Raw genomic sequence first — 23,002 nt, forward strand, 5'->3', positions numbered from 1 at the left:
GTGCTTTGCCCATGATCCACCTCCAAAGAGAAGGAATCACAAATCTCACGCCAGGGGAATCCCCAGCGATTCACATTTCCAATCCGACGCTCTAAGCGCCGGCTCGGGCGTAGAGGCGGCGGTGCTAGGCGTTCGTAGCTTTGGACCGAAATGCGGCATTATGTAGCAATTGCACCAGCCTCTCTGTCCCCTTTAGCACGGGGTAAGGCTAGTGTGAATCCCATGGGCAGCACCAACCTCCAGCATTCACTCAGGAAGAAATACTCAGCGCTGACAGGCGAGCTTGTCGAGGTGCGGAAGGCTGTGACACGCATTCAGCGCGATCACGAGAAAATGCCAGGATTGGAGGAACGTGCCCGGAAACTGGAGGCGCTGATCGGAGCAGCCGCAATCTTGCTCAAGGATATTTCGCCAGACTGGACACCAGAGCAAACCGCGCCCGTGCGTCCACGAACGCACACGCTGCCAGTTCCCTATGGCTCGTGTGGCCGTCGCGCTATGGATGTGCTGCGCCGGGCGGATAAACCCATGACCGTGCGCCAGATCGCCATGGAAATACTCAGAGAGGCGAAAAAGGACATTCCCGAACCCAACGTCTCATATGCCTTGGCTTCGCCCATCTGGAAAACAGCTTTGAGGCTGAGTGTCCGGGCGGCGGCTGAGAGGAGAAAGTGTTGCATATCATCGTATCAGTGATGTTATGCGCCATATATGATGGTTTACATCTCCGAAGTCAATGGTGTATATCATCGAATATGATGATATTTTGGAGTGCATGCCGTGGCCGCTAAATCCGACCCCGTAACGGTTGAGTATGAGACTCGCGCAAAGAACCTGCTAAAGGGCGAGTTGAAGCGAAGGGGAGTCACATATGCGCAGCTTGCGGAAAAGCTGGCGGAGATTGGCGTTACGGAAAACGAGCGCAATCTCAACAACAAGATCAGCCGGGGCGGCTTTACGGCTGCGTTTCTACTTCAATGCCTAAGTGCAATTGGCGCTACATCGTTGGAGCTTTCGTATTAGCCACGGCCGTCAGTGGTTCAGGCGTATGGGTCTATTACCTCGATAACCCCATAACTGAGCATGCAAGCCCCTACAAAAATGATTCCCCAACCGAGAAAGTACCGCTTCGCCTTGAGCGCATAGCGAGCGCGCTGGAAGCCATCGAAAATGGCCAAAACTCCCAAGAGAATGAAGATCGCGCTAGACGCGATCTTGATGCCCAAGAGGGTGTTTGGCGATGGGCGAAATGGGCGGTCTGGGTCGCTGGCGTTCAAGCTATCTTGAGTTTTGTTGGTATTGCCTTTGTAATTCTTACCATTCGTCAAGGGCAGGCTGGACTTATCGCAGCCAGGCGCGCGCTCAGGCATGCTAGAGTTGCAAATGATATCGCACGAGAGATCGGGCACGCCGAAATCAAGGCTTATGTCGCCCTGACTGATGTATCTTGCGAAATTTCCGGGCAACGAGTCAGGATAAACTATACCCTGAAAAACTTCGGCAGCACGCCAGCCAAAGCTGTGATGCTCAGGTTTCGCACAGCGGTAGTGGTTGGGAATGAAATTCGATATGCCGAACCGGATAGCAGGCCGGATGTGGGAAGCGAAGTAGACCATTCGTTCGGCTTCATACTTGCCGCTGGCGAAACTAAACCGACCACCCACGTGCTTCGAGAGGACATTTACACTGCCATTCCCAGCATAGACTCCCCTCTGCTGTCCTTGAATTTTATAACAATCCTCTCTTACCGGGATGTCTTCGATAAACTGACTGAAGAGAAGCAGGATATGATTGCGCTGATCGGGGCCGGGATTAATCCAACTCCTATGGCGCGTGTTCCATTCCATATTTTCAGTATGAGCCAATGGGGCAACAAAGGCCCCTAACGCCGCCGCGGCCAGCGCGCTAATCACGCCGCACCCTTGGTGCAATTGCTACATAATGCCGCCGAAATGGCGCACCCGAGAGGATTCGAACCTCTGGCCTCTGCCTTCGGAGGGCAGCGCTCTATCCAGCTGAGCTACGGGTGCCGGCACGACGAAGCGTGAGCGCTGCGCTTAGCAAAGGGAAAAGCGGGATGCCAGCGCGAATTTACTCGGCGCACCATCCCGCCCGGAAAAGATTCAGCCTTTCGATGGAATCTTGGTCATCGGCTGGAACTTGCCCAAGCCGCAACTGGCGCCACGATCCAAGCCTCTACCTCCCGAATTAAGCACGGTAATGATATCGACACTGCAAAGTTGCGACAGGCTGGTTTTATACATGAACTTCTCTTCAAAGCCTAGGCCGGGGCAGCTGTATGGCAGGGTGTTGCGATAGACTTTCCCGCTGATCATGTGGAAATCAATCGTTCTGCTGTCGCGAACGCGAGTATTTCGGATCTGATGAAGTTGGACGCAGTTCACTGCCTTTCCGGATGGAGAAAGAGTGTCGCCCTTCTTGTTCCCGGCTAAGGCCGTTGTACTGGTCGACAATAGGGCCAGGGATAAGAGGCATAATAGCGGTCGCATGCTAACCTCCTTGAAAAAGCGATTGAGCCTAGATCGGCGCACCTGAATTCATCCTGAATGCAACACTGCTATTATGTCGTGCCAAGGTCAGGCGGCGGAGTCTTCGGCTTATAGCGGCACAGATCGATGACCGGGCAACGCCAGCATTCCGGACGTCGCGCCTTGCAGGTGTAGCGGCCGTGCAGGATCAGCCAGTGATGCGCGTGGCGGCGAAAAGGCTGAGGCGTGTCCTTTTCCAGCCTTGTTTCGACCGCCAGCGGCGTCTTGCCCGGAGCGAGGCCGGTGCGGTTGCCGACCCGGAAGAGGTGCGTGTCGACCGCGAAGGTTTCCGCACCGAAGGCGCAATTCATAACGACGTTGGCGGTCTTGCGGCCTACGCCGGGAAGTGTTTGCAACGTGTCGCGATCAGCGGGGACTTCGCCTTCGTACCGGTCGACCAGGATTTGGCTGAGCGCGAGGACATTTTTGGCCTTGCTGTTGAAAAGGCCGATGGTCTTGATGTGTTCTTTCAAACCCTCTTCGCCCATATCGAGCATCTGCTGCGGCGTCGTCACTTTTCCAAAAAGGGCGCGAGTCGCCTTGTTTACGCCGACGTCGGTAGCCTGAGCGGATAGTACGACCGCGACGAGAAGCTGGTAGATATTGCCATATTCCAGCTCCGTCTCAGGCGCGGGATTGGCTTCCGCAAGTCGGCGGTAGAACTCAAATATGTCGGCCTTTTTCATGGCTGGTCAGAGGCCAAGCACGCCTTTCATATCATAGCGTCCGGGCCCTTGGGTGAGCAGCCATTGGGCGGCCTTTACCGCTCCGCGCGCAAAGATTTGGCGGTTTTCGGCGCGGTGGCCAATCTCTATGCGCTCCCCCTCCGTAGCGAGGATCACCTGATGGTCGCCTGCCACCGACCCCCCGCGCAGTGCGGCAAAGCCGATGTCGTCAGCCTTGCGCGCGCCGGTGATGCCGTCGCGGCCGCTTGCCTTGTGATCGGCCAGGCTGATTCCGCGCCCGCGCGCTGCCGCTTCGCCAAGCAATAGAGCTGTGCCAGAGGGAGCATCCACCTTGTGCCGATGATGCATCTCCAGGATTTCGATGTCCCACTCGGGGCCGAGGCGACGGGCGGCGTCCTCGACCAGAGCGGCGATCAGGTTCACGCCAAGAGACGTGTTGCCGGTCTGGAGGATGGGCAAAATCCTTGCCGCCTCGTCGATTAGGGCGTGATGTGCTGGCTCAAGGCCTGTTGTACCGATGACCGCCGGTTTGCCGGCCGCAAGGCAAGCGGCGAGATGGGCCTCAAGCGCCGCCGGGGCTGAGAAGTCGATCAGGAGGTCGCTGGCTTCCGCCAGCGCCTTTTCGTCCGAACCGATGGGAAGGCCGCCAATCTGGCCCGTGACCCCCGCGCGATCAGCACCGCCCGCGAGTGTCAGCCCGGCCTCCGTCAAAGCCTGAGCGATTGCCTGTCCCATCCGTCCGGACGCGCCGTAAATGCCTATTCTCGTCATGTCTTGAAACTTTCCCTTCGCCCGTGCTTCATGACGGGCATGGAAGATATTCGCAACATCGTTGTCCTGACGGGCGCCGGAATTTCCGCCGAGAGCGGCCTTGCCACCTTTCGCGGGCCTGATGGTCTGTGGGAAGGGCATCATGTAGAGGATGTGTGTACGCCCGAAGCGCTGCTCCGCGATCCGGAGTTGGTCCACCGATTCTATGACGAGCGGCGGGCGAAGCTTGGGACGGTAAAGCCCAATGCGGCGCATGAGGCGCTGGCTGCGCTGGATGCGGAATGGCCGGGCGAACTGCTGATTGTTACGCAGAATGTCGACGACCTGCATGAGCGGGCGGGGGCGAAGCGGATGTCGCACATGCATGGGGAGTTGCTCTCCGCCCTGTGCGCGTCGTGCGGCAAGGCGGTGAGGTGGGCAGGCGCGATGCCGCCGGGATCGGTGTGCGGCGGTTGCGGTGCGCCAAAGCTGCGGCCCGACATCGTGTTCTTCGGCGAGATGCCCTATGCGATGGAGCGAATAGACCGGGCGATCGCCAAGGCGGATCTGTTCGTGTCGGTGGGCACTTCGGGCGCGGTCTATCCGGCGGCGGGCTTTGTGCAGTCGGCTCGTTACCATGGCGCGCGAACGTTGGAGTTGAACCTCGATCCATCGGCCGGCAGCATCTATTTCGATGAAACGCGTCTGGGTCGGGCAGGAGACTTGGTGCCCCTGTGGGTAACCGAGATGTTGGGATAAGGAGATATGGCGCAGGCGATCCGATGGCTCATTTCTATTTAGCTATCGCTATCATAGCCGAAGTGACAGCGACTTCCTTCCTTCGACAGTCGGAGGGGTTCACGAAGCTGGTCCCCACCCTCATCACCACCGGAGGTTATCTGATCGCATTTTACTGTCTGTCGCTGACCTTGCGCGATTTGCAGACGGGCGTGGTCTATGCAATCTGGTCCGGCGTCGGGATAGTGCTGATCGCTGCCGTCGCCTGGATTTTCCAGGGTCAGAAACTCGATTTCCCCGCGATCACAGGAATCATATTGATCGTGGCGGGCATCATCGTGATGAGTTTATTTTCCAAGAGCACCGGCCATTGAAAAATTGAATGCTCTAAAAATCGATCTGTTTTTGCCGAGCAACGTCGAGGGAAGACGGGTTGGTGCACCTGTCTCCCCCTCGCTCGGTACGGATGGATATGGGTAACCTGGCTATCGCCAGTTAACTGGTACGGTCCTATATGATCAGAAGGCGCTCCCCATCTTCCACCGTTTGCAGGAAACTGACCGGACCGCCCGTGCTGCTGTGCGGGGCAAGGTCGCTTGCTTCCATGCCACATAGTTCCATGCCGCTTTGGCAAGCGATGAAGCGGACACCCAGGCCTGCGGCGTCTGACATCAAATCGTCCAGCGTGGGAAGCCCCTTGACCTGATGGGCGGTGTCGTTGGGCGCGGTGAATGGTTGGCGCAGGAGAGCTGCGGCTTCGAGCTGGCAGAAGATCGTGACTTCCGCACCCAGCGCTGCCTGGGCGGCGGCGATGGTCAGGGCGCCGCGAACGCGTTCGGGATCTGGGGTGAGGATGACGAGCTTCAGGTTCCGCATGCGTGGCACCCCTCGTCCTTTGGTAAAGTGAGGGTGCGGAAGCGCAGCGCCATCAGATCGGCGATAAGAAGCTTGCCCGCGCTATCTTCGCCAAAGGGGACGAGGGCGCGAATGGCCTCCAGCGCGGCCAGGCTGCCGACTATGCCGGTCAATGCCCCGATCACGCCTTGGTCAGCGCAGTTGGTATCAGCGCGGTCGGGATCGTTGCCTACGAGGCAGCGGTAACAGGGCTTATCCGCTTCCCAGCCGCGATAGACGGCGAGTTGTCCCTCGAACTGACCGACAGCAGCGGAGATGAGCGGAATCCTGAGCCGAGTGGCCGCGTCGGAGACGGCGAGGCGCGTCGCGAAATTATCGCAGCCGTCAAGGATGGCGTCGGCTCCGGCGAGCAGGCTCTCTCCATTTTGCGCGGTGAGGCGCTGGATGACGGGAATGATCTTTACGTCGGGCGTCAGGCGGCCGATGGCTGTTTGCGCTGCCTGCGCCTTGGGGTGGCCAATATCGGCTTCTGTAAAGAGGACTTGGCGTTGCAAGTTCGAAAGAGCGACCTCGTCATCGTCAATTACGGTGAGTTTGCCCACGCCTGCTGCGGAGAGATATTGGATCGCAGGACTGCCGATGCCGCCGGCACCGATGATGGCGACGTGGCTTTGCAGAAGCTTTGTCTGACCAGCGCCGCCGATTTCCTTGAGGATGATATGGCGGGCGTAGCGTTCAAGCTGGATGTCGGTAAGGGTCATTCGGTCATCCTATATACCTTCTCCCTTGACGGGAGAAGGATGAGGAGCCTTGGTGGCCCGCCGTTCAGCGGGGGCGCTTAGGCGGAGTAGGATGAGGGTGGCCGGCCCGGCGGAACCGTCCCCTCAAAAAGGAGGAGGGTTCTGCATCACACCCCCGTCGAACCAAATCCACCCGAGCCCCGGACCGTGTCGTCCAGTTCCTTGACCTCAGAAAAGCGTGCCCGCTGGACTGGAGCGGGGACGATCTGGGCTACGCGGTCGCCGCGCTTGATGGGGAAAGGGTCGCTGCCATGATTGATCATGATGACCTTCAATTCGCCCCGATAATCGCTGTCGATCGTGCCCGGCGTGTTCGGTACGCTGACGCCATGCTTAAGCGCCAGACCGGAACGCGGGCGGACCTGGATTTCATACCCATGCGGAATGGCGACCGCAAAGCCGGTGGCAACGGCGTGACGCTGGCCCGGAGCCAAAGTGAGTTCCTCCGCCGCAACCACATCCATGCCGGCCGCACCGTCGGTGGTGTAGCTCGGCACCGGTAGCCCCTCGCCATGCGGCAAGCGCTTCAAGCGGATTTCGATGTCAGGCAGCGGGTGCGAGGGCATTGACGATTTTCTCCACCAATTTTCGGGCTACGGTGTCCTTGTGAAGCTGTTCCCAGCTTTCAACGCCGTCTCTTGTGACGATATGAACAGTATTGCGTTCGCCACCCATCACGTCTCCGGAGACGTCATTGGCGACGATCCAGTCGCATCCCTTTTTCGCGAGCTTCGCGCGGGCATGGTCAAGCACATGCTCAGTTTCCGCAGCAAAACCGATGAGCAGGCGGGGACGCTGGGCATGTTTTGCCAGACCAGCGAGGATGTCAGGGTTTTCGGTAAGTTTCAGCGGAGGGACTGCATCGCCCTTTTTCTTGATCTTCTGTCCATTGGCTTCGGCGCGCCAATCGGCGACTGCGGCCACCATTATCGCGGCGTCGGCGGGCAACGCGGCCTGTACGGCGGTATCCATTTCCCGTGCGGTCTCCACGTCAATGCGCGTCACGCCTGCAGGCGTCGCGAGATGAACGGGGCCGGAGACGAGTGTGACGTCCGCGCCCGACTGAGCAAGGGCGGCGGCAATGGCAAAGCCCTGCTTCCCCGAACTGCGGTTCGCAATGTAACGGACCGGATCGATCGGCTCATGTGTAGGTCCGGCGGTGACGAGTATATGCCTGCCCTTTAAAGCGCCATTCGGCGTCATGAGTGCTGAGCCTGTCGAAAGACCCAGCTCAGAGGCAAAGCCATGCCTTTCGGCGAGATCAGGGCGCAGGGCGGAGATTATTTCCTCAAGAACCGCCTCCGGCTCCGGCAATCGTCCCTCGCCATATTCACCGCAGGCCATCGGGCCTTCATCAGGCTGCATTACCCCTACACCGTCCGCGCGGAGCCGCTCCACATTGCGGCGGGTGGAGGCATGCTCCCACATCCGTACATTCATAGCGGGGACGGCGAGCACCGGCTTATCCGTCGCCAGTAGCAGCGTGGTGGCGAGGCTATCGGCAATTCCGGCGGCCATCTTAGCAAGGATGTCAGCGGTTGCAGGGCAGACCACGACCAGATCCGCCTCGCGGGATAGCTGGATATGTCCCATTTCCGCCTCGTCTTTCAGGTCCCAAAGGCTGGTGTGGACCGGCTGTTCAGAAAGGGCGGCAAGGGTCATGGGCGTTATGAACTGCGCTCCGCCTTCGGTGAGGACGCAGCGGACGCTCATTCCCGATTTGCGGATGAGACGGATGAGCTCGCAGGCCTTGTAGGCCGCAATGCCGCCGCCGACGATGAGGAGAATCCGCTTGTCCATCATTGCTGCTTATTAGCGAGTCTGTGGGGGAAGGCCAGTCGTCTGTGCTCTGGAATCACACCATCGCAAGCCACATGCCCGCAGCCCCAGCCATTATGGCGATGCCCGCCGTCAGTGCATATTTCCAGCCGCTGCCAACGCGAATGATCTGGATGTCGGGAAGTGGGAGCGGGGGCGGAGCGCCGCCTTCTTCGGGATAGCGAGCCTCTATGCGCCGAATAAGAGCCGGCAGGCGGCGGAAGGTGCGCCAATTTTCGATCAGGCTGTCGGCCAGCGCCGCTTCCGGGCCAAGCTCGCTCCTGATCCATTCGCGGACGAACGGTCCCGCGGTTTCCCACATGTTGATGTCGGGATCGAGGCTGTTCGCCACGCCCTCAACCATCACCATTGTCTTTTGCAACAGCAACAAGTGCGGCTGCGTCTGCATATTGAAGTCCCGCGTAATGGCGAACAAACCGTCCAGCATCTGGCCGACGCTGAGGTCCTTTACCGGTTTTCCACGCATCGGCTCGCCCACGGCGCGGAGGGCAGTGGCGAATTCGGCCACATCGTGATGCGCGGGCACATATTGGGCCTCGAAATGGATTTCCGCGACCCTGCGGTAATTGGCAGTAAGAAGGCCATAGAGTATCTCCGCAAGCCACACCCTGGCTCTGCGGTCGATCCGGCCCATGATGCCGAAGTCTATGGCGGCGATATGTCCTTCAGGCGTGACGAAAAGGTTTCCCTGATGCATGTCTGCATGAAAAAAACCCTCCGAAATCGCCTGGCGCAGAAAAGCGTTCACGAGACGGGCGGCAATGGCCTTTACGTCATGGCCGGCGGCGATCAGCGCTTCCCGATCCGAAATCTTGATCCCGTCCACCCATTCCAGCGTGAGGACTCGGCCGGAGGTGCGATCCCAATCGATGACGGGAACGATGTAGCCCGGCTCAGCAATCATGGCTTCGGCCAGTTCGGAAGCCGAAGCGGCTTCCCGGCGCAGGTCCAGCTCGCGGGCGGTCCAGCGCTTCAAATTGGCGATCACCTGCCGGGGGCGGAGTCGAGAAGCTTCGCCGCCCAGCAGTTCCAGATGAGCGGCGGCCCACTCATATGTTTCGATGTCACGGTTGAACTGTTGCGCGATGCCCGGACGCAGCACCTTTACAGCGACCTTCCGGTCATCGGGCGTGACTGCGCTATGCACCTGCGCTATCGAAGCAGCGCCGACCGGTACCTCCTCAAAGGACGCATAGAGGCGTTCCAACGGCAGCCCGAAGCTCTGCTCGATCTGCTCCCGGATCAGCTGAAAGGATACAGGCGGCAGCGCATCCTGAAGCGAAAGCAGGTTTTCTGCCGCCTCCGCCCCCACCAGGTCGGGCCGGGTCGCAAGCGTTTGCCCCAGCTTTATTGCGGCAGGGCCAATCGCTTGAAAGGCTTCGCCATAACGTGGCTGTTTGGGCACCCGCGCACCTAATCGAGCCAGTCGCGCCAGGCGGCGCACTGGGGCAGGGGTGAGCGGGTCCTTTTCGATCCCGCTTAACGCGCCGTGTCGGGCAAGAGTGCGGCCCCACTTCAGCAGGCGGCAAAGATGAACGATCGTGGGGGTCACGCGGTCAAATCTTCCAACCGCTGTGAATCGCCACCAGCCCGCCCAGCATGGGTTCCACCCGCGTCCGGACAAAGCCCGCCTTGCGAATCATGCCCTCAAAGCTGGGCATGTCGGGAAAACGGCGGATCGATTCGATCAGGTAACGATAGCTTTCCTCATCCTTCGCCAAAAACTTGCCAAGCTTGGGCACCAGCTTGTGGGAATAGCTGTCGTATATGTCGGCGAACCCCGGCCACAATGTGGTTGAAAATTCCAGGCAGAAAAAGCGGCCGCCATATTTTAGGACCCGATGGGCCTCCTCCAAGGCCTGCTGGATGTGGGTGACATTCCGGATGCCAAAGGCGATGGTATAGGCGTCGAACTGCCGGTCGGCAAAGCTCAATGATTCTGCGTTCTCCTCCGCCCAGACCAGGCCCGCAAGTCCGCGTTTCCTTGCCCTTTCCATGCCTACGCCGAGCATGTCCGGATTGATGTCCGCAACCGTTACCGCAGCGCCCGCCCGGTGCATGCGAAACGCGATATCGCCAGTGCCACCCGCCATGTCGAGGATTTTTTCGTCCTTGCGCGGCTTAACCCGGCGCACGAAAACATCCTTCCAAACGCGATGGAGGCCGCCCGACATGGCGTCGTTCATCAGATCATATTTGGCGGCCACATTACTGAAAACGCCGCGGACCATTCCCGTCTTCTGGGCCTCGTCGACGTCGGTATAGCCGAAGGATACTGTTTCGCTCATGGCGTTTCCCTCTAGCCAGTCTTGCCCCCGCCGCAAAGCCTGATAAGCGCATTTGTCATGCCCGAGTTGCCTGAAGTAGAAACCACCGTCGCCGGGCTCCGTCCCGTGTTGGAGGGCGAGGTGCTCAAATTGGTGGAGCCACGCCGCGCCGACTTGCGCTGGCCGATCCCGCCGGACTTGCGTCAGCGATTGACCGGCGCGCGGGTGACGTCCCTGTCACGGCGGGCGAAATACGGAATGATCTCTGTGGATAGAGGTGACACGCTGATCTTCCATCTTGGCATGTCCGGCCGTTGGCGGATCGATCCGGCGACCATCGGAACCCATGATCATTTGATCGTGGAAACGGAAGGGGGCCACGTCCTTGCGTTGAATGATCCGAGGAGGTTCGGGTCGCTGGCTCTCGTGCGGACCGGCGAGTGGGAGAGTTTCGAGCCTTTCACGCGGCTCGGCCCTGAGCCGCTGGGCGCTGATTTTGATGGATCTCATCTAGCGCGCGTCCTTAAGGGCAAGGTTGCATCGATCAAGGCCGCATTGCTGGATCAGCGCATCGTGGCCGGCCTTGGCAATATATATGTGTGCGAGGCGCTCAACATGTCGGGTATCGCTCCGGCCAAGGCCAGTGGGAAACTGACCAGGCTTCAGCTGGACGCGCTCGCCGCGGCGGTGAAGGAAGTGCTGTCGGCCGCCATTCTGGCCGGCGGATCGACCTTGCGGGATTATGCGCGCCCCGATGGAGAGCTGGGCTATTTTTCCAAACAGTGGCGCGTTTACGGACGAGAAGGGGATGCTTGCCTGTGCGGTGGCGTGATCAGTCGCAGGGTAGACAGCGGACGATCAACGTTTTTCTGCCCGCAATGCCAATGTTGAGCGGTTGACGGCAGGATGGCTTCGGGTTAATGGGCGGCCCTTCAAAAGTCGCCAGGATGATTCCTGCGGCTCTTTATCTTGAATTTCTTGGTTTTGAGGACAGGCATGGCAAATACGCCGCAGGCTAAAAAACGTATCCGTCGCAACACGCGCCGGGCAGAGATCAATGGCAACCGGATCGGTCGCATCCGCACTTTTGTAAAAAAGGTGGAAGCTGCCCTTGCGACCGGCGACAAGGAAGCGGCCACGGCCGCCATTTCGCAGGTACAGCCGGAACTGGCGCGCGGGGTTGCCAAGGGCGTTCTGCACAAGAACACTGCTTCGCGTAAGTTCAGCCGGCTTTCAAAGGCAGTCGCCGCTCTCGGCTGACCTGAGCAAAGCTCTATCAAAATGACCCGCCTGGACCTGTCCTGGCGGGTTGTTTTTTTCGGTCGTGACGGGAATGTAACGTAAGGGAATCCGGCGATTCGATGCAATGCAGCATAACTATCTGGTAAAATTTACCATTTATTTCAGTGTGTTATGTAAAAAATTGACCTAGCCCTAGGGTTTCCTGAGTCAACCGGAATATTTCATTTTTTTGACCATAGTTGCCTTGATAGACTCCTTCGGGCCTGCATAAATCGCCTTCCCAGAGCCGGAGCGAATCAATCCGGACGTTTGCAGAATGAATGTAGTAGCCACCCGGAACTGTGTTTCCGGGACAGGACCGTGTTTTTCTGTGGGGCCGGACCGGGGCGGACCGTGTGGGGGGCATTGGATTTTGAGGTTTGGCACGAATATGGCGGAAAAGCTGGCAAATATTGCGGGCGCTCCAGCCGGCAACGGCTGTACGCCCGAAATGGGCGACGCGGCTGCATTAGGTCAGGCTTGGGAACGGATTCGTGGCGGCTTGCGTCGCGATCTGGGCGGTAAGCTGTTCGACCAGTGGCTGCGTTCGGCACGCCTTGGGGAGTATTGCGACCTCAGCCGAACTCTGGATATCTGGCTGCCCTCTGATTTCTCAGCCAATTTTGTGGCGGCCAATTTTCAGGATCGGCTGCGGTTGGCGTGGCGCAGTGCGAATATCGGGGTCGATGATGTCCGTATAATGCGGGGTCCGGACGTTGCGGCCTTACAAGTCTATTCGGCTCCTGTCGGAACACCGATGCCGGTCGCCATCGCTGCTGCGGAACCAGCGGCGGGCGCGTTCCAGGCCCGTTACAGCTTTGATAGTTTTGTGGTCGGAGAGTCCAACAGACTGGCCTTCCATGCCGCGCAAGCCATTGCCGCTCCAGAGCAGCCGCGATTTAATCCCTTGTTCCTCCATGGCGGCACTGGGCAAGGCAAGACCCACCTGCTGCACGCCCTTGGCGGCGCCTTTCAGGGAGTTCACCCGAGCGCAACCGTCATATACATGTCCGCCGAAAAGTTCATGTATGAGTTTGTGACCGCCATGCGCGCCAATGAAACTATGGCGTTCAAGGCGCGGCTGCGCAGCGCTGAACTCCTGCTGATCGATGACATCCAGTTTATTGCTGGAAAAGGCTCGACCCAGGAAGAGTTTCTTCACACGATCAACGAAATCGTCGAAAGTGGTGCGCGGTTGGTGATCAGCGCGGATCGCGCTCCTCATATGCTGGATGCGGTCGATCCCCGCATTCTGTCCCGACTGGCCGGCGGCCTTGTTGCTGACATTCATATGGCGGATCTGGATTTGCGGATCGCCATCATTGAACGCAAGCGGGCGGAAGCGAAGGACGCTGACGTTCCAATGGCGGTGGTCGATTTCCTCGCCCGCAATGTTCGAACCAATATCCGGGAACTGGAGGGCGCTTTTAACAAGCTCGTCGCCTATGCTTCGCTTACGGCACGCCAGATCGACCTTGAATTTGCACAAACGATGTTGGCCGATTTCGTGCGCGCCAATGCCCGGCGAATCACGGTGGATGAAATCCAGAAAGCCACGGCTCGGCATTTCCACATTGACCCCGCAGAAATGCGGTCCAAGCGTCGTGCGCGTACGGTCGTACGGCCGCGTCAAATTGCGATGTATCTTGCAAAGAAGATGACACCTCGTTCCCTGCCTGAAATCGGCCGAGTTTTCGGTGGACGAGATCATAGCACAGTCATTCATGCCGTGCGTACGATAGAGGCCCTTCGGGCGCATGATGCCGATATCGACGCAGACATCAGAGCACTTCAGAAGCAGCTGGAGGCTTAAGGAGGGGGTAACAGCCCGTTTCCGGCGAATTTCCGCCAATCATCCCTTCCCCTCGGGGAAGGGATTTTTTTGTCTCGCATAAAAAGAACCCGACGGGTCCTTCGAACCGCCGGGTCCAATTCGGCAAAGCTGGGAGCCTGCCTTATTTCTTTTCCGGAGCCACGGTGATGCGGACGGTCTCCCCCGACTGGCCTGGAAAATTGGTGAACATCGCTTCGACCAGATTAGGGACCAAATAGGTCAGCTTGTTGCTGGTCGACTGCGCCTTGGCGGTGCCCTCAAACAGTCGTTTGGCGTCCGCCGCTCGGTCGATCTTCATTACAAGGTCGCTGGTGTACACCGTATAGCTGTCAATATCCGCATATCCAGGACCGAACATGAACGGATCATAGAAGCCATACATGTAGGGATGATGCCGCCCATAGAAGCCCCATGGGTGGAAGCCATAAGGCCGATAGAAGAACGGGTCGGAAAAGCCTGTGCTCCTTACCTTCTCCCGGCCGTTGTCAACGCCATAGTCGAGCCTGACGATGAGATCGGCCGAAGCAGGATCAGGCGTGCGGACATAGCCAAATCGCGCCAGTTCAGCCGCCACGAGATCGGCATAGCTTGAAAATTCGAGGCCGCCGCTTAATGCCGGATCGTCCGCCACCACCGCGAACCTTTGGCCTTGCGGTGCGGGCATTTGCTGAAAGCGAGCTACGTCGGCTTTAAAAGGCGTCGTACAACCGGCCAGCGCAAGCAGCGCCGCGGCCGGCGCCGCCATTAAGCTGATTTTCCTGAACAAGTTCATGGCGTTCATATCCTGTCAGGGCGAAGCCCCGAGTCCAATGTGGGCGTCAGCTTATGAAAACGCAACTGAACAAATATTGAACGAACTGCGGTGAATGGAAGCGGCCTGCCGGTGGATGGTGCTCCTCCTCGCCAAAGGCTGAACCGGCAGCTTATGCCATCAGGCCCAGAGCCTCATAGGCGCCGGCAAGGGTCGGAGCAGCCGCGGCTCGTGCTTTTTCAGCACCACGTTCCAATATGGCGTCCAGTTCAGCGCTATCGGCTTTCAGTTGCTCAAAGCGCTCGCGAAGAGGCCGAAGCGTCGAAACGAGCAGGTCAGCCAAGGCAGGTTTGAAAGCGCCAAAGCCTTTTCCTGCAAATTCCAGGCAGACGGCATCTGCGGTCATGCCGGTCAGCGCCGCGTAAATGCCGACCAGATTCGCCGCCTCTGCGCGGCCGGCCAGCGAACCGGCATTGTCCGGCAGCGGCTCAGGATCGGTTTTTGCCTTGCGGACCTTTTGCGCAATGGTGTCGTCGTCATCGCTAAGATTGATCCGGCTCATGTCCGACGGGTCCGATTTAGACATTTTGGCACTGCCATCGCGCAGGGACATGATCCGGGCTGTTTCCTTGGGAATGATTGGATCGGGCAGGGTAAACAGGTCCACATCGAAATCGGTGTTGAATTTGATCGCAATGTCGCGGGCAAGCTCCAGATGCTGCTTCTGGTCTTCGCCAACTGGCACATGCGTCGCCTGGTATAGCAACACGTCCGCTGCCTGTAGTACTGGATAGACGAACAGTCCCACGCTGGCGCCCTCGCGGTGCTTGCCCGCCTTGTCCTTGAACTGCGTCATGCGGTTCAGCCAGCCCATGCGCGCCGTTCCGTTCAGCAACCAGGTCAGTTCCGAATGGGCCGGTACGCGCGCCTGATTGAACAGGACCGAGCGATCTGGATCGATGCCCGCCGCGATCAGGGCCGCAGCCATTTCGCGGACATTGCGTATGCGTTGATCCCGCATTTCGTGGACGGTGATGCTATGCAGGTCCGCCAGGAAAAAGAAGCAATGACTGTCCGCATCCATCTCGTCCTGCATCCGCACCCAATTACGGATAGCTCCCAGATAATTTCCAAGATGAAGATTGCCGGTCGGCTGAATGCCGGAAAGAACGCGCATCATTATTGGCTCGCTGGGCTGGGACGGATGATCTGGGACTTAAGTTCCGCCACGCTGTATGCGCCGAGGGCGAGCGCCGCAACCCCATAGGTGAGCGCTCCCAGGCCGCAGAGGAGCGCCAGGGCGACGATACGCTCCATGAGGCTTTTCGCCATATAGGGATCAAGCCATGGATTGAGCAGCCAGAGCAGGGCGCCCATGACGAGGCTCGCAAACACGATCCGGACGGCCTTGCGCTTGAACCGCTCATCCACCTGAAGCTGTTCGCGGCGGTGGAGTGTCCAATAGAGCAGGGCGGTGTTGATCCAGGCGGCAATGGCGGTCGAAATTGCAACCCCGACATGGCCGAAGGGCCAGATGAGGATGAGATTGCCGACAAGATTGAACAGCATCGAAAAGACGGCGATCCGCACCGGTGTTTTCGTATCCTGCCGCGCGTAGAAGCCGGGTGTCAGCACCTTGATCAGCACATAGGCGGGGACGCCGATGGCGAAGGCCGCAAGCGCGCCAGCGCTGCCGATCGTATCGGCGGCGGTGAAAGCGCCATGCTGCAACACGCCACGGATGATCGGCACCGCCGAGATGAGAAGGGCGACGGCGGCGGGGAGCGAGAGGAATAGCGCAAGTTCCATGGCTCGGTTCTGCGTATTGCCCGCTGCGGCTTCATTGCCCGCCCCGATCTGACGCGACAGGGCGGGTAGCATTGCCGTGCCGACGCCAATGCCGATAAGGCCAAGGGGCAGCTGGTTCAGCCGGTCGGCATAATAGAGATAGGACACAGCTCCTTGCGGTAGGAAACGAGCCGCAAGCGAAGTCGAAATAAGCAGGTTGAACTGTATGGCCCCGGCCCCCAAAGCTGCCGGGCCAATAAGCTTCAGCAACTTTTTGACGTCAGGCGACAGGCGCGGCAGACCGAGGCGCAGTACAACGCCTGCTTGACGGCAGGACCAGATCAGCCAGAGCAATTGCAGTGCGCCCGAGACGGTGACGGCGACTGCCTGAGTTTCTGCTGTCTCCGCGGCATTATCTCCACGAAAGAACAGAATTGCCATGATCATGCAGATATTGAGCAGGATCGGGGCCGCCGCATTGACCCAGAAGCGATTGAGCGAATTCAGGATGCCGCCTAGCAACGAAACCAGCGAGATGAGCGCCAGATAAGGGAATGTGATCTGGGTCAAATGCTTGGCGAGCGCAAATTTCGCAGGGCCCCCGTCCGGAAAGCCGCCCGTCATAGCCCAGACCACCGGCCCCGTAGCAGCGATCATCAACAGCGTGAAAACCAGCAGGACGGGTAAAAGGACGGAAAGAATCTGGCTGGCAAAGGCTACGGCTGCGGCCTTGCCCGAACCGGGCGCGTCGCGGTCCCCTTGGGCCATGGTCCGGTTGAACATAGGCACGAAGACGGCAGCGAAAGCGCCTTCGGCAAACAGGGCGCGGAAGAGGTTGGGCAAGCGCCAGGCAATCAGGAAAGCGTCCGATGCGAAGCCCGCGCCCACGAAGCGGGCCATCAGCATGTCCCGAACCATGCCGAGGATGCGACTGATCAGCGTCAACCCGCCAATGGTCCCCGTTGCTCTTAGCAGGCTCATGGCCGGATGCCTCCCTTGCCCCGGCGAGGATCAGGCGTGACCGATGGTGCCGTCTTGGTTTGCCTGGGTTGCGGCCTGCGCCTGCTGCATATAGAGCGCGCCGAAATCGATAGGCTCAAGCAGCAATGGCGGGAAACCGCCGTCACGCACCGCATCGGCAAGCACACGGCGGGCGAAGGGGAAAAGCAAGGCAGGGGCTTCGGCGTAGAGGAATGGTTGCGCTTGCTCCAGCGCTATATTGCGCAAGCCGAACAACCCTGCATAGGAAAGTTCCACCTGGAAGGCGACGCCCTGTGTCGACTGCGCCTTGACGTCAATTTTCAACAAGACCTCGTGCACTTCCTCACCCACCTGATTGGCGCCGATGTTGAACTGGACGTCGATCTGAGGCTGACCCTCCCACTGATAAACCGCGGGGGAGTTGGGATTTTCGAAGGACATGTCCTTCACATATTGGGAAATAAGACCGATCTGCGGCATATTGTCCGCTCCATTGGACAGCGTTTCCCGATTTGCCATCCCGCCTTCTTCTTCCGCCATCACCAGTCCTTCAAGTCGTTATCTCGCTGCAATGCCGATGGACGGCATGCGAACCGCGCGATTAGCAGGCGTCGAGAGCAAGGGCAATGAGGCAATGAACAAGGAAACAGGGGCCGCCCGAGCTTTCGGCATTTGAAACCGCGACGAATCATCCCTATGTTGATGGCCGGAATATTCGGAGTTCATTAGTGACAGTAATCGTCATTCTCGCCATGGTGGCGGCATTTCTTGGCTTGCGCCTCTATTCAGTGCTCGGCAAGCGGACCGGGCATGAGCAGCAGCCCGCACCCCAGGCCGAGGACCGTACGCCCATAGCGGTGCTCACGCCGAAACGGGTCGAGGACATACGGCCTGAACCGATGCGTTCGCCCGAGGGACTGATTGCGCCTTCAGCTGAAAATGGCATCCGTGCAATCATCAGTGCCGACCGGCGCTTTGATGTGAACCAGTTCGCCGAGGGCGCAAAGTCCGCCTATCGCATGATCCTGGAAGCCTTCTGGAAGGGTGATCGCGAGGAACTGGCCTATTTGTGCGATAACGATGTGTATAACTCGTTCGCCCAGGTCATTGATTCGCGGGAAGCTGACGGCCTCACCCTGGAGAATCGCCTGATCCGTGTGGACCGGGTGCAGATATCCGACGGGTCGCTCAGCGGGTCCATTGCAAGCATTACCCTGCGCTTCGACGCCGACATCGCTGCCGTTACCCGTGACAAGGACGGCAATGTCGTTGCAGGATCGATGACGGATGCTGTGCCGACGCATGACGTGTGGACCTTCAGCAGGGATATCAAGAGTAACGATCCCAACTGGAAACTGACCGAGACCGACGAAGCCGCTTGATCTCATAGCCAAACAATGTTTCGTCATCCCAAGACTTGGTCGCTTTAAAAGCGGTCGAGGCAGAAGAGCAAACCGATTTGGGAAGGCAAGACGACGTGCATGTGATCCGGTTGTTTGGAACGGCTTCGTTTGTCTTGTTCTTGGCGGCGTGCGCAGCGGTCGTGCCCCGGGGCGAGGCTCCTCGCGCGATAGAGCCGCCGGCCGCCCGTCCCGTGCCTGCGAAACCCGGCGCGACCCTGCCTCCAACCGCACCGGGCGCTCAAACCACAACAGCAAAAGGCCTGGGCGTCGTTCAGGGCCCTGCGGTCGATTCCCTGTCGCTGGAGCCACAGAAAACGCGGCTGGCATTGCAGGCATTTCGTATTTCCTGCCCTTCGCTTGTACGCCGTAATGACCAGAGCGGCCTTGCGACGGGATCGGACTGGCAGGAGGCCTGCGCCGCCGCGGAAAATTGGAGCGATAATGATGCCGCTGGCTTTTTCAGGCAGTATTTCGAAACCGTGCAGGTCGGGGATGGCGCGGCTCATGCCACCGGATATTTCGAGCCGGAAATATTCGGATCGCGGCAGAAGCAGTCGGGCTATGAGACCCCGATTTACCGCCGCCCGTCCGAGCTGGTGGACGTCGATCTGGGTCTTTTCAGTGAGGAACTGAAAGGCAAGAAGATTCGCGGGAAGGTCCAGGGCAAAAATTTCGTGCCGTTTGACGACCGCGCCGCGATCGAGGCCGGGGCGCTGGCGGGGCGAGGGCTGGAATTGGCGTGGGCGGCCGATCCGGTTGAATTCTTTTTCCTGCAGGTTCAGGGCAGCGGTCGACTACGCCTGCCCGATGGGTCGATCATGCGTATCGGCTATGACGGGCAGAATGGTCGCGACTATGTCGGTATCGGGAAACTGATGCGCGACCGCGGACTGCTGCAGCCCGGCCAGACTAGCATGCAGGGCATTATGGACTATCTTCGCGCGCACCCTGCCGAAGGCGCAGCGATTATGAATGAAAACAAAAGCTTCGTCTTTTTTCGCGAAATCACCGGAGCTGGTCCTTTGGGGGCATTGGGAGTGCCGGTCACGGGCCGCGCGACCGTGGCGGCCGACCCCAAGTTCGTGCCACTAGGCGCACCGGTCTTCCTTGCGCTCGATCGCGCTGAGCCCAATGGTCTTTGGATTGCTCAGGATACTGGCGGGGCGATAAAGGGAGCCAATCGCGTCGATACCTTCTGGGGCGCCGGACCGGAAGCGCGGGCCATTGCCGGGGGTATGTCCGCCCGGGGAAGCGCTCTGTTGTTCCTGCCGAAGGGCAGCTATGCCCGTTTGATCCAGAACAATGCCGCGCCGCCACCTGAGCGCTGAGGAGCGTGCCGCCTGGAATCAGCTAGCGCGATCTGTCCGTCCGTTGGCCAGACAGGGAAATGTTGTCGACACTGAACCGGCCGATCCAAAGGATATGGGCCCTCAGAGTGTCACTGCCAAGCATCCCCGATCGTTAACAAGCCCGGTTCATCAGCAACGTCCCAAGGGGCGTCTTACGCCGACCGACGTGCTGGATAGCAATTGGGAGCGGCGCATTACCGGCGGTCGGCTTCAACCGGAGATATCCATCGATCTCCACGGCGATACGCTGAGTGTGGCGCACCAAAGGCTGGAACGCACATTGGCCGAAGCGGTGGCGCGGGGCGCGCGTATCATTCTTGTAATTACCGGAAAATCCCGGGAGAGCAGCCGCGCACAGGACCGGCCCGGCCGAGGAGCGATCAGGGCCGAGATCGGCCATTGGCTTGACCGAAGCGCCCATGCAACTCGCATTGCCAGCGTCCGTAATGCTCATCCCCGTCACGGGGGCGCTGGAGCTATCTACGTCATATTGCGGCGCAAAAAATAAGAAAATTACCTATAGTCCGCACAGCTTTTCTTAACCAATGCGATTCATAACTGGTGACTTGATGAAGTGTTCTTTTGAGCACGACCTGTTCATCCTAGTGGGGGCCAGTGGAAGGCGTATCTCTGAAAAGCCGAGCCATCGCCTTTGCCGCAAGTGCGGGCGCGGTCGCTTTCATCCTCGCCCTTCTGGCGGGGACGGGCGGACGCGACGACGTGCAGGATATCAGCCGCGCTCTCATAATGGCCATTCTTTGCGGAGTGATGTGTTGGGCATCGGCGATGCGGACCGTTTCTGGTCTCGCAACCTCGGTCGATCTGGCGACAGAGCGCCTGACGGCGGCGGCTCATGGTGATCTTGCAGGGGGTGTGCCGTCATCCATAAAACGCGACCTGCCCGAACTTTCCGTCGCTATGGAAAGCCTGTTCAGCCAGGTTCGTACCAATCTGGACAATATCCACAGGCTGGCAATGTACGATCCGGTCACGTCGCTTCCCAACCGGACGAGCTTTTGCCGGCAAGTCGAACGGCTAATCGCCGATCTCCCGCCTCACGGTCTTGCAGCTCTGTTTTTCATCGATCTGGACGGCTTCAAATTGGTCAATGACACACTCGGCCATGCGGCGGGCGACCAGTTGCTGTCCCGCGTCGCCGGCCGATTGCGCGAAGTGGTCATGATCGAGGTAGGGGCAGGCAGTGGCGATGCTGTCGTCGGGCGCTTGGCGGGCGATGAATTCACGCTGTTCTTTCCATATCTACCTGCAATAGAGACCACGCACCGGATCGCCCGGGCGGTGCAATATGCCCTTGGCGAACGGTTCGATATCGGAGGGCAGCAGGTCAATCTCGGCGCGTCGATAGGCGTGGCATTCCACCCCGAACATGGCGATACGCTGCATGGCCTGCTTCGATCTGCGGATGTTGCCATGTACCATGCGAAGGAGAATGGGCGGGGTCGCGTCCAGTTTTTCAACAAGGAACTGGCTAGCCTTATGGAAGGCCGGGCGGAATTGGAACGCGACTTGCGGATTGGCCTGGAACGCGATGAGTTCCTGCTTCAATTCCAGCCCCAACTCGACATTACCACCGGGCGAATCATCGCTGCCGAGGCATTGGTGCGCTGGAAGCATCCGGACCGTGATATGATGCTGCCCGGCTCGTTCGTACCCGTGGCCGAAGAAACCGGCTTGATGGTCGAACTGGGCGACTGGATCATGGACAAGGTATGCGCTACGGCCGCGGGCTGGGCGCGCAGGGGCATAAGCCAGCGCCTTGCCATCAACGTCAGCACGCGCGAACTGGCGCAGCCCGACTTTTTCGCGCGATTGCGCCACGCAATGGATCGGCACGGCATAACCGCAAACCAATTGGAACTGGAAATCACCGAAACCCTCGCCATGGACATGGATCAACGGGTGCTGACCCAAGTCCGCGCGCTGCGGCGCGAAGGAATTAAAATCGCCATCGATGACTTCGGTACTGGCTTTTCCAACCTTTCACGCCTGAAGGACCTGCCCGTGGACCGGGTGAAGATTGACCGTTCACTGGTCCGCGACATCGTCATCTCGCCCGAAGCGCGCACGATTTGCAGCGCGGTCATCGGCCTTATCCAGGGCTTGGGGCTTGAGGTGGTTGTGGAGGGGGTCGAGAAACAGGACCAAATGGACATGCTTCGCATCATCGGCTGTTCAATTTTTCAGGGCTATCTGTTTTCCATGCCAGAGGCGGAGCCCGAATATCTTCACCGCTTCAGCGGAGCATGGGCGCCTATCGAACTGGCCGGGTAAGAAAGCCCCGAATTCTTTCGCACGCGAGTGTCATCACCGTGACGCTTTGTTCATTTTTGAAAAATCGGGAAGCTGGATAAGCCAGGGTTTGGCCCGGCCCGTGGGTTTGGGCGTTCCGTCAATCCGTTGCACCTTTAGCAGTCGAACTGGCTGCAGGATCATCTGACCTCGCATCGCGCCTGTTCCGCCTCCAGTGGCCTTGCCCAGAATGCGCCGCACGGTCTCCATTCCAGAAGTGACATGGCCGAACGCGGCATAGCCGGCATTGCCACCCTGCGCATCCAATGAGGAATTCGAGCCAACGGTGATGAAGAAATTACCCATGGCCGATCCGGGCTTATCCCTGCGGGCCATGGATATTGTTCCATCCAGATGCCGAATCCCTGTCGAACTGGTGGGCTCGTGCGCAACAGGCGGAAGCGTGCGGCGAGCATCGGTACGGGTTCCCCCCTGTATATAACCATGTCCTGGAGTGTCCTGGCGCCGGGCAGCACGATAAAAGCTGGTGCCGTCGAGACGCCCGTCATCTACATAGGCCAGGAAATTAGCGGTGGTCTTTGGCGCGCGCCTGGAATCCAAAGCCACCACAATCGAGCCTTCCGAAGTGACGATCCGAACCCGAACCGATGCGGGATCAGACTTCGCAAGAGGCCGGGCGAGGGCAACGGAGGAAGTGAGCGATGCCGCCGCGGCGACCAGACAGAAAACACGCATCGGCAATTCTTCATGGGTTGGGCGTTGGCCTCTAGAGCAACGAGCCATTAATCTGCAACATACCCAGCGTGTTTGAGATAATTCCAGCATTCGTCTGAGGAGTAGAGTTCGCAGATTGAGCCGAC

The 23,002-nt window shown here is 59.1% G+C and carries 26 protein-coding genes and 1 tRNA gene; 11 read left to right on the forward strand and 16 right to left on the reverse strand.

Features of this window, described 5'->3' with window-relative positions; genetic code table 11:
* Positions 1 to 222 precede the first annotated feature (222 nt).
* Positions 223 to 696, forward strand: a complete 474-nt coding sequence (locus HNQ99_RS15575; protein ID WP_184477384.1) for a hypothetical protein — start codon at positions 223 to 225, stop codon at positions 694 to 696.
* Positions 697 to 780: 84 nt separating this feature from the next.
* Positions 781 to 1,023 (forward strand): DUF6471 domain-containing protein, encoded by a 243-nt coding sequence (locus HNQ99_RS15580; RefSeq protein WP_184477336.1) that lies wholly within the window; start codon positions 781 to 783, stop codon positions 1,021 to 1,023.
* 17 nt (positions 1,024 to 1,040) lie between these two features.
* On the opposite strand, the gene HNQ99_RS15585 is transcribed toward HNQ99_RS15580, so the two are convergent.
* The 5 genes from HNQ99_RS15585 to dapB all read right to left on the reverse strand — a co-directional run bounded on the left by HNQ99_RS15585 (position 1,041) and on the right by dapB (position 4,006).
* Positions 1,041 to 1,913 (reverse strand): hypothetical protein, encoded by an 873-nt coding sequence (locus HNQ99_RS15585; RefSeq protein WP_184477338.1) that lies wholly within the window; start codon positions 1,911 to 1,913, stop codon positions 1,041 to 1,043.
* A 40-nt stretch (positions 1,914 to 1,953) separates the two neighbouring features.
* Positions 1,954 to 2,030: transfer RNA gene (locus HNQ99_RS15590), tRNA-Arg, on the reverse strand.
* A 93-nt stretch (positions 2,031 to 2,123) separates the two neighbouring features.
* Positions 2,124 to 2,510, reverse strand: coding sequence for a hypothetical protein (locus HNQ99_RS15595; protein WP_184477340.1), 387 nt, complete (start codon positions 2,508 to 2,510; stop codon positions 2,124 to 2,126).
* A gap of 71 nt (positions 2,511 to 2,581) precedes the next feature.
* The gene (gene nth / locus HNQ99_RS15600) at positions 2,582 to 3,235 is read right to left on the reverse strand and encodes an endonuclease III (RefSeq protein WP_184477342.1); all 654 of its coding nucleotides are present in this window, start codon (positions 3,233 to 3,235) and stop codon (positions 2,582 to 2,584) included.
* A gap of 6 nt (positions 3,236 to 3,241) precedes the next feature.
* Positions 3,242 to 4,006: a 4-hydroxy-tetrahydrodipicolinate reductase gene (gene dapB / locus HNQ99_RS15605; RefSeq protein WP_184477344.1), complete on the reverse strand. Its 765-nt coding sequence runs from the start codon at positions 4,004 to 4,006 to the stop codon at positions 3,242 to 3,244.
* Between the two features lie 39 nt (positions 4,007 to 4,045).
* On the opposite strand from dapB, the gene HNQ99_RS15610 reads away from it, so the two are divergent.
* The gene (locus HNQ99_RS15610; RefSeq protein WP_184477376.1) at positions 4,046 to 4,744 is read left to right on the forward strand and encodes an NAD-dependent deacylase; all 699 of its coding nucleotides are present in this window, start codon (positions 4,046 to 4,048) and stop codon (positions 4,742 to 4,744) included.
* A gap of 23 nt (positions 4,745 to 4,767) precedes the next feature.
* Entirely contained in the window at positions 4,768 to 5,097 is a 330-nt protein-coding gene (locus HNQ99_RS15615) for a DMT family transporter (protein ID WP_184477345.1), read from the forward strand.
* Positions 5,098 to 5,233: 136 nt separating this feature from the next.
* Here the strand turns inward: HNQ99_RS15615 and HNQ99_RS15620 are convergent, their stop codons facing one another.
* The 6 genes from HNQ99_RS15620 to HNQ99_RS15645 form a co-directional block, all read right to left on the reverse strand.
* Positions 5,234 to 5,599 carry a DsrE/DsrF/DrsH-like family protein gene (locus HNQ99_RS15620; protein WP_184477347.1) on the reverse strand — a complete coding sequence of 122 codons (366 nt, stop codon included), beginning with the start codon at positions 5,597 to 5,599 and terminating at the stop codon, positions 5,234 to 5,236.
* Positions 5,587 to 6,339: a HesA/MoeB/ThiF family protein gene (locus tag HNQ99_RS15625; RefSeq protein ID WP_184477349.1), complete on the reverse strand. Its 753-nt coding sequence runs from the start codon at positions 6,337 to 6,339 to the stop codon at positions 5,587 to 5,589. Before HNQ99_RS15625 ends, HNQ99_RS15620 begins: the two co-directional genes overlap by 13 nt.
* A 146-nt stretch (positions 6,340 to 6,485) precedes the next feature.
* A complete protein-coding gene (gene dut, locus HNQ99_RS15630; protein WP_184477351.1) occupies positions 6,486 to 6,944 on the reverse strand; it encodes a dUTP diphosphatase in 459 nt (152 codons plus the stop codon).
* Positions 6,922 to 8,181: a bifunctional phosphopantothenoylcysteine decarboxylase/phosphopantothenate synthase gene (locus tag HNQ99_RS15635; RefSeq protein ID WP_184477353.1), complete on the reverse strand. Its 1,260-nt coding sequence runs from the start codon at positions 8,179 to 8,181 to the stop codon at positions 6,922 to 6,924. The genes dut and HNQ99_RS15635 overlap by 23 nt, the downstream gene beginning before the upstream one ends.
* A gap of 52 nt (positions 8,182 to 8,233) precedes the next feature.
* Entirely contained in the window at positions 8,234 to 9,769 is a 1,536-nt protein-coding gene (gene ubiB, locus HNQ99_RS15640) for a 2-polyprenylphenol 6-hydroxylase (protein WP_184477355.1), read from the reverse strand.
* 4 nt (positions 9,770 to 9,773) lie between these two features.
* Complete coding sequence (locus HNQ99_RS15645; RefSeq protein ID WP_184477357.1) at positions 9,774 to 10,505, reverse strand: class I SAM-dependent methyltransferase; 732 nt, start codon at positions 10,503 to 10,505, stop codon at positions 9,774 to 9,776.
* Between the two features lie 57 nt (positions 10,506 to 10,562).
* Here HNQ99_RS15645 and mutM point away from each other — a divergent pair, with 57 nt between their 5' ends.
* The 3 genes from mutM (at position 10,563) to dnaA (ending at position 13,578) form a co-directional block, all read left to right on the forward strand.
* Positions 10,563 to 11,375, forward strand: a complete 813-nt coding sequence (mutM, locus tag HNQ99_RS15650; RefSeq protein ID WP_184477359.1) for a bifunctional DNA-formamidopyrimidine glycosylase/DNA-(apurinic or apyrimidinic site) lyase — start codon at positions 10,563 to 10,565, stop codon at positions 11,373 to 11,375.
* A gap of 105 nt (positions 11,376 to 11,480) precedes the next feature.
* On the forward strand, positions 11,481 to 11,744 hold the full coding sequence (gene rpsT / locus HNQ99_RS15655; RefSeq protein ID WP_184477361.1) for a 30S ribosomal protein S20: 264 nt from the start codon (positions 11,481 to 11,483) through the stop codon (positions 11,742 to 11,744).
* A 472-nt stretch (positions 11,745 to 12,216) separates the two neighbouring features.
* The gene (dnaA, locus tag HNQ99_RS15660; protein WP_184477378.1) at positions 12,217 to 13,578 is read left to right on the forward strand and encodes a chromosomal replication initiator protein DnaA; all 1,362 of its coding nucleotides are present in this window, start codon (positions 12,217 to 12,219) and stop codon (positions 13,576 to 13,578) included.
* Between the two features lie 142 nt (positions 13,579 to 13,720).
* Here the strand turns inward: dnaA and HNQ99_RS15665 are convergent, their stop codons facing one another.
* The 4 genes from HNQ99_RS15665 to secB all read right to left on the reverse strand — a co-directional run bounded on the left by HNQ99_RS15665 (position 13,721) and on the right by secB (position 17,659).
* Positions 13,721 to 14,371: a DUF4136 domain-containing protein gene (locus HNQ99_RS15665; protein WP_184477363.1), complete on the reverse strand. Its 651-nt coding sequence runs from the start codon at positions 14,369 to 14,371 to the stop codon at positions 13,721 to 13,723.
* Positions 14,372 to 14,522: 151 nt separating this feature from the next.
* Complete coding sequence (gene trpS, locus HNQ99_RS15670; RefSeq protein WP_184477380.1) at positions 14,523 to 15,527, reverse strand: tryptophan--tRNA ligase; 1,005 nt, start codon at positions 15,525 to 15,527, stop codon at positions 14,523 to 14,525.
* A gap of 2 nt (positions 15,528 to 15,529) precedes the next feature.
* Positions 15,530 to 17,119 (reverse strand): murein biosynthesis integral membrane protein MurJ, encoded by a 1,590-nt coding sequence (gene murJ / locus HNQ99_RS15675; protein ID WP_184477365.1) that lies wholly within the window; start codon positions 17,117 to 17,119, stop codon positions 15,530 to 15,532.
* Between the two features lie 30 nt (positions 17,120 to 17,149).
* Entirely contained in the window at positions 17,150 to 17,659 is a 510-nt protein-coding gene (gene secB, locus HNQ99_RS15680) for a protein-export chaperone SecB (RefSeq protein ID WP_184477367.1), read from the reverse strand.
* Positions 17,660 to 17,847: 188 nt separating this feature from the next.
* Between secB and HNQ99_RS15685 the strand changes: the two genes are divergently transcribed.
* The 4 genes from HNQ99_RS15685 (at position 17,848) to HNQ99_RS15700 (ending at position 22,163) form a co-directional block, all read left to right on the forward strand.
* On the forward strand, positions 17,848 to 18,501 hold the full coding sequence (locus tag HNQ99_RS15685; RefSeq protein WP_184477369.1) for a Tim44/TimA family putative adaptor protein: 654 nt from the start codon (positions 17,848 to 17,850) through the stop codon (positions 18,499 to 18,501).
* 77 nt (positions 18,502 to 18,578) lie between these two features.
* On the forward strand, positions 18,579 to 19,850 hold the full coding sequence (gene mltA / locus HNQ99_RS15690; protein WP_407692324.1) for a murein transglycosylase A: 1,272 nt from the start codon (positions 18,579 to 18,581) through the stop codon (positions 19,848 to 19,850).
* Between the two features lie 94 nt (positions 19,851 to 19,944).
* Entirely contained in the window at positions 19,945 to 20,379 is a 435-nt protein-coding gene (locus HNQ99_RS15695) for a Smr/MutS family protein (protein ID WP_246415048.1), read from the forward strand.
* A gap of 107 nt (positions 20,380 to 20,486) precedes the next feature.
* Entirely contained in the window at positions 20,487 to 22,163 is a 1,677-nt protein-coding gene (locus HNQ99_RS15700; RefSeq protein WP_184477373.1) for a putative bifunctional diguanylate cyclase/phosphodiesterase, read from the forward strand.
* A gap of 33 nt (positions 22,164 to 22,196) precedes the next feature.
* Here HNQ99_RS15700 and HNQ99_RS15705 read toward each other — a convergent pair whose 3' ends face one another.
* Positions 22,197 to 22,877, reverse strand: coding sequence for a peptidylprolyl isomerase (locus HNQ99_RS15705; RefSeq protein WP_184477374.1), 681 nt, complete (start codon positions 22,875 to 22,877; stop codon positions 22,197 to 22,199).
* Positions 22,878 to 23,002: the final 125 nt, after the last annotated feature.

Source organism: Rhizorhapis suberifaciens, assembly GCF_014200045.1.
Taxonomy (GTDB): domain Bacteria; phylum Pseudomonadota; class Alphaproteobacteria; order Sphingomonadales; family Sphingomonadaceae; genus Rhizorhapis; species Rhizorhapis suberifaciens.

What these genes read in the sequence shown, in the direction of transcription:
- secB (WP_184477367.1), bottom strand. Translation starts at nt 17,659, where the DNA reads ATGGCGGAAGAAGAAGGCGGGATGGCAAATCGGGAAACGCTGTCCAAT.
- rpsT (WP_184477361.1), top strand. Translation starts at nt 11,481, where the DNA reads ATGGCAAATACGCCGCAGGCTAAAAAACGTATCCGTCGCAACACGCGC.
- HNQ99_RS15595 (WP_184477340.1), bottom strand. Translation starts at nt 2,510, where the DNA reads ATGCGACCGCTATTATGCCTCTTATCCCTGGCCCTATTGTCGACCAGT.
- HNQ99_RS15645 (WP_184477357.1), bottom strand. Translation starts at nt 10,505, where the DNA reads ATGAGCGAAACAGTATCCTTCGGCTATACCGACGTCGACGAGGCCCAG.
- HNQ99_RS15615 (WP_184477345.1), top strand. Translation starts at nt 4,768, where the DNA reads ATGGCTCATTTCTATTTAGCTATCGCTATCATAGCCGAAGTGACAGCG.
- HNQ99_RS15575 (WP_184477384.1), top strand. Translation starts at nt 223, where the DNA reads ATGGGCAGCACCAACCTCCAGCATTCACTCAGGAAGAAATACTCAGCG.
- dnaA (WP_184477378.1), top strand. Translation starts at nt 12,217, where the DNA reads ATGGGCGACGCGGCTGCATTAGGTCAGGCTTGGGAACGGATTCGTGGC.
- HNQ99_RS15665 (WP_184477363.1), bottom strand. Translation starts at nt 14,371, where the DNA reads ATGAACTTGTTCAGGAAAATCAGCTTAATGGCGGCGCCGGCCGCGGCG.
- mutM (WP_184477359.1), top strand. Translation starts at nt 10,563, where the DNA reads ATGCCCGAGTTGCCTGAAGTAGAAACCACCGTCGCCGGGCTCCGTCCC.
- HNQ99_RS15625 (WP_184477349.1), bottom strand. Translation starts at nt 6,339, where the DNA reads ATGACCCTTACCGACATCCAGCTTGAACGCTACGCCCGCCATATCATC.
- HNQ99_RS15635 (WP_184477353.1), bottom strand. Translation starts at nt 8,181, where the DNA reads ATGATGGACAAGCGGATTCTCCTCATCGTCGGCGGCGGCATTGCGGCC.
- dut (WP_184477351.1), bottom strand. Translation starts at nt 6,944, where the DNA reads ATGCCCTCGCACCCGCTGCCTGACATCGAAATCCGCTTGAAGCGCTTG.
- murJ (WP_184477365.1), bottom strand. Translation starts at nt 17,119, where the DNA reads ATGAGCCTGCTAAGAGCAACGGGGACCATTGGCGGGTTGACGCTGATC.
- nth (WP_184477342.1), bottom strand. Translation starts at nt 3,235, where the DNA reads ATGAAAAAGGCCGACATATTTGAGTTCTACCGCCGACTTGCGGAAGCC.
- trpS (WP_184477380.1), bottom strand. Translation starts at nt 15,527, where the DNA reads ATGCGCGTTCTTTCCGGCATTCAGCCGACCGGCAATCTTCATCTTGGA.
- HNQ99_RS15610 (WP_184477376.1), top strand. Translation starts at nt 4,046, where the DNA reads ATGGAAGATATTCGCAACATCGTTGTCCTGACGGGCGCCGGAATTTCC.
- HNQ99_RS15695 (WP_246415048.1), top strand. Translation starts at nt 19,945, where the DNA reads ATGGGCCCTCAGAGTGTCACTGCCAAGCATCCCCGATCGTTAACAAGC.
- HNQ99_RS15620 (WP_184477347.1), bottom strand. Translation starts at nt 5,599, where the DNA reads ATGCGGAACCTGAAGCTCGTCATCCTCACCCCAGATCCCGAACGCGTT.
- HNQ99_RS15705 (WP_184477374.1), bottom strand. Translation starts at nt 22,877, where the DNA reads ATGCGTGTTTTCTGTCTGGTCGCCGCGGCGGCATCGCTCACTTCCTCC.
- dapB (WP_184477344.1), bottom strand. Translation starts at nt 4,006, where the DNA reads ATGACGAGAATAGGCATTTACGGCGCGTCCGGACGGATGGGACAGGCA.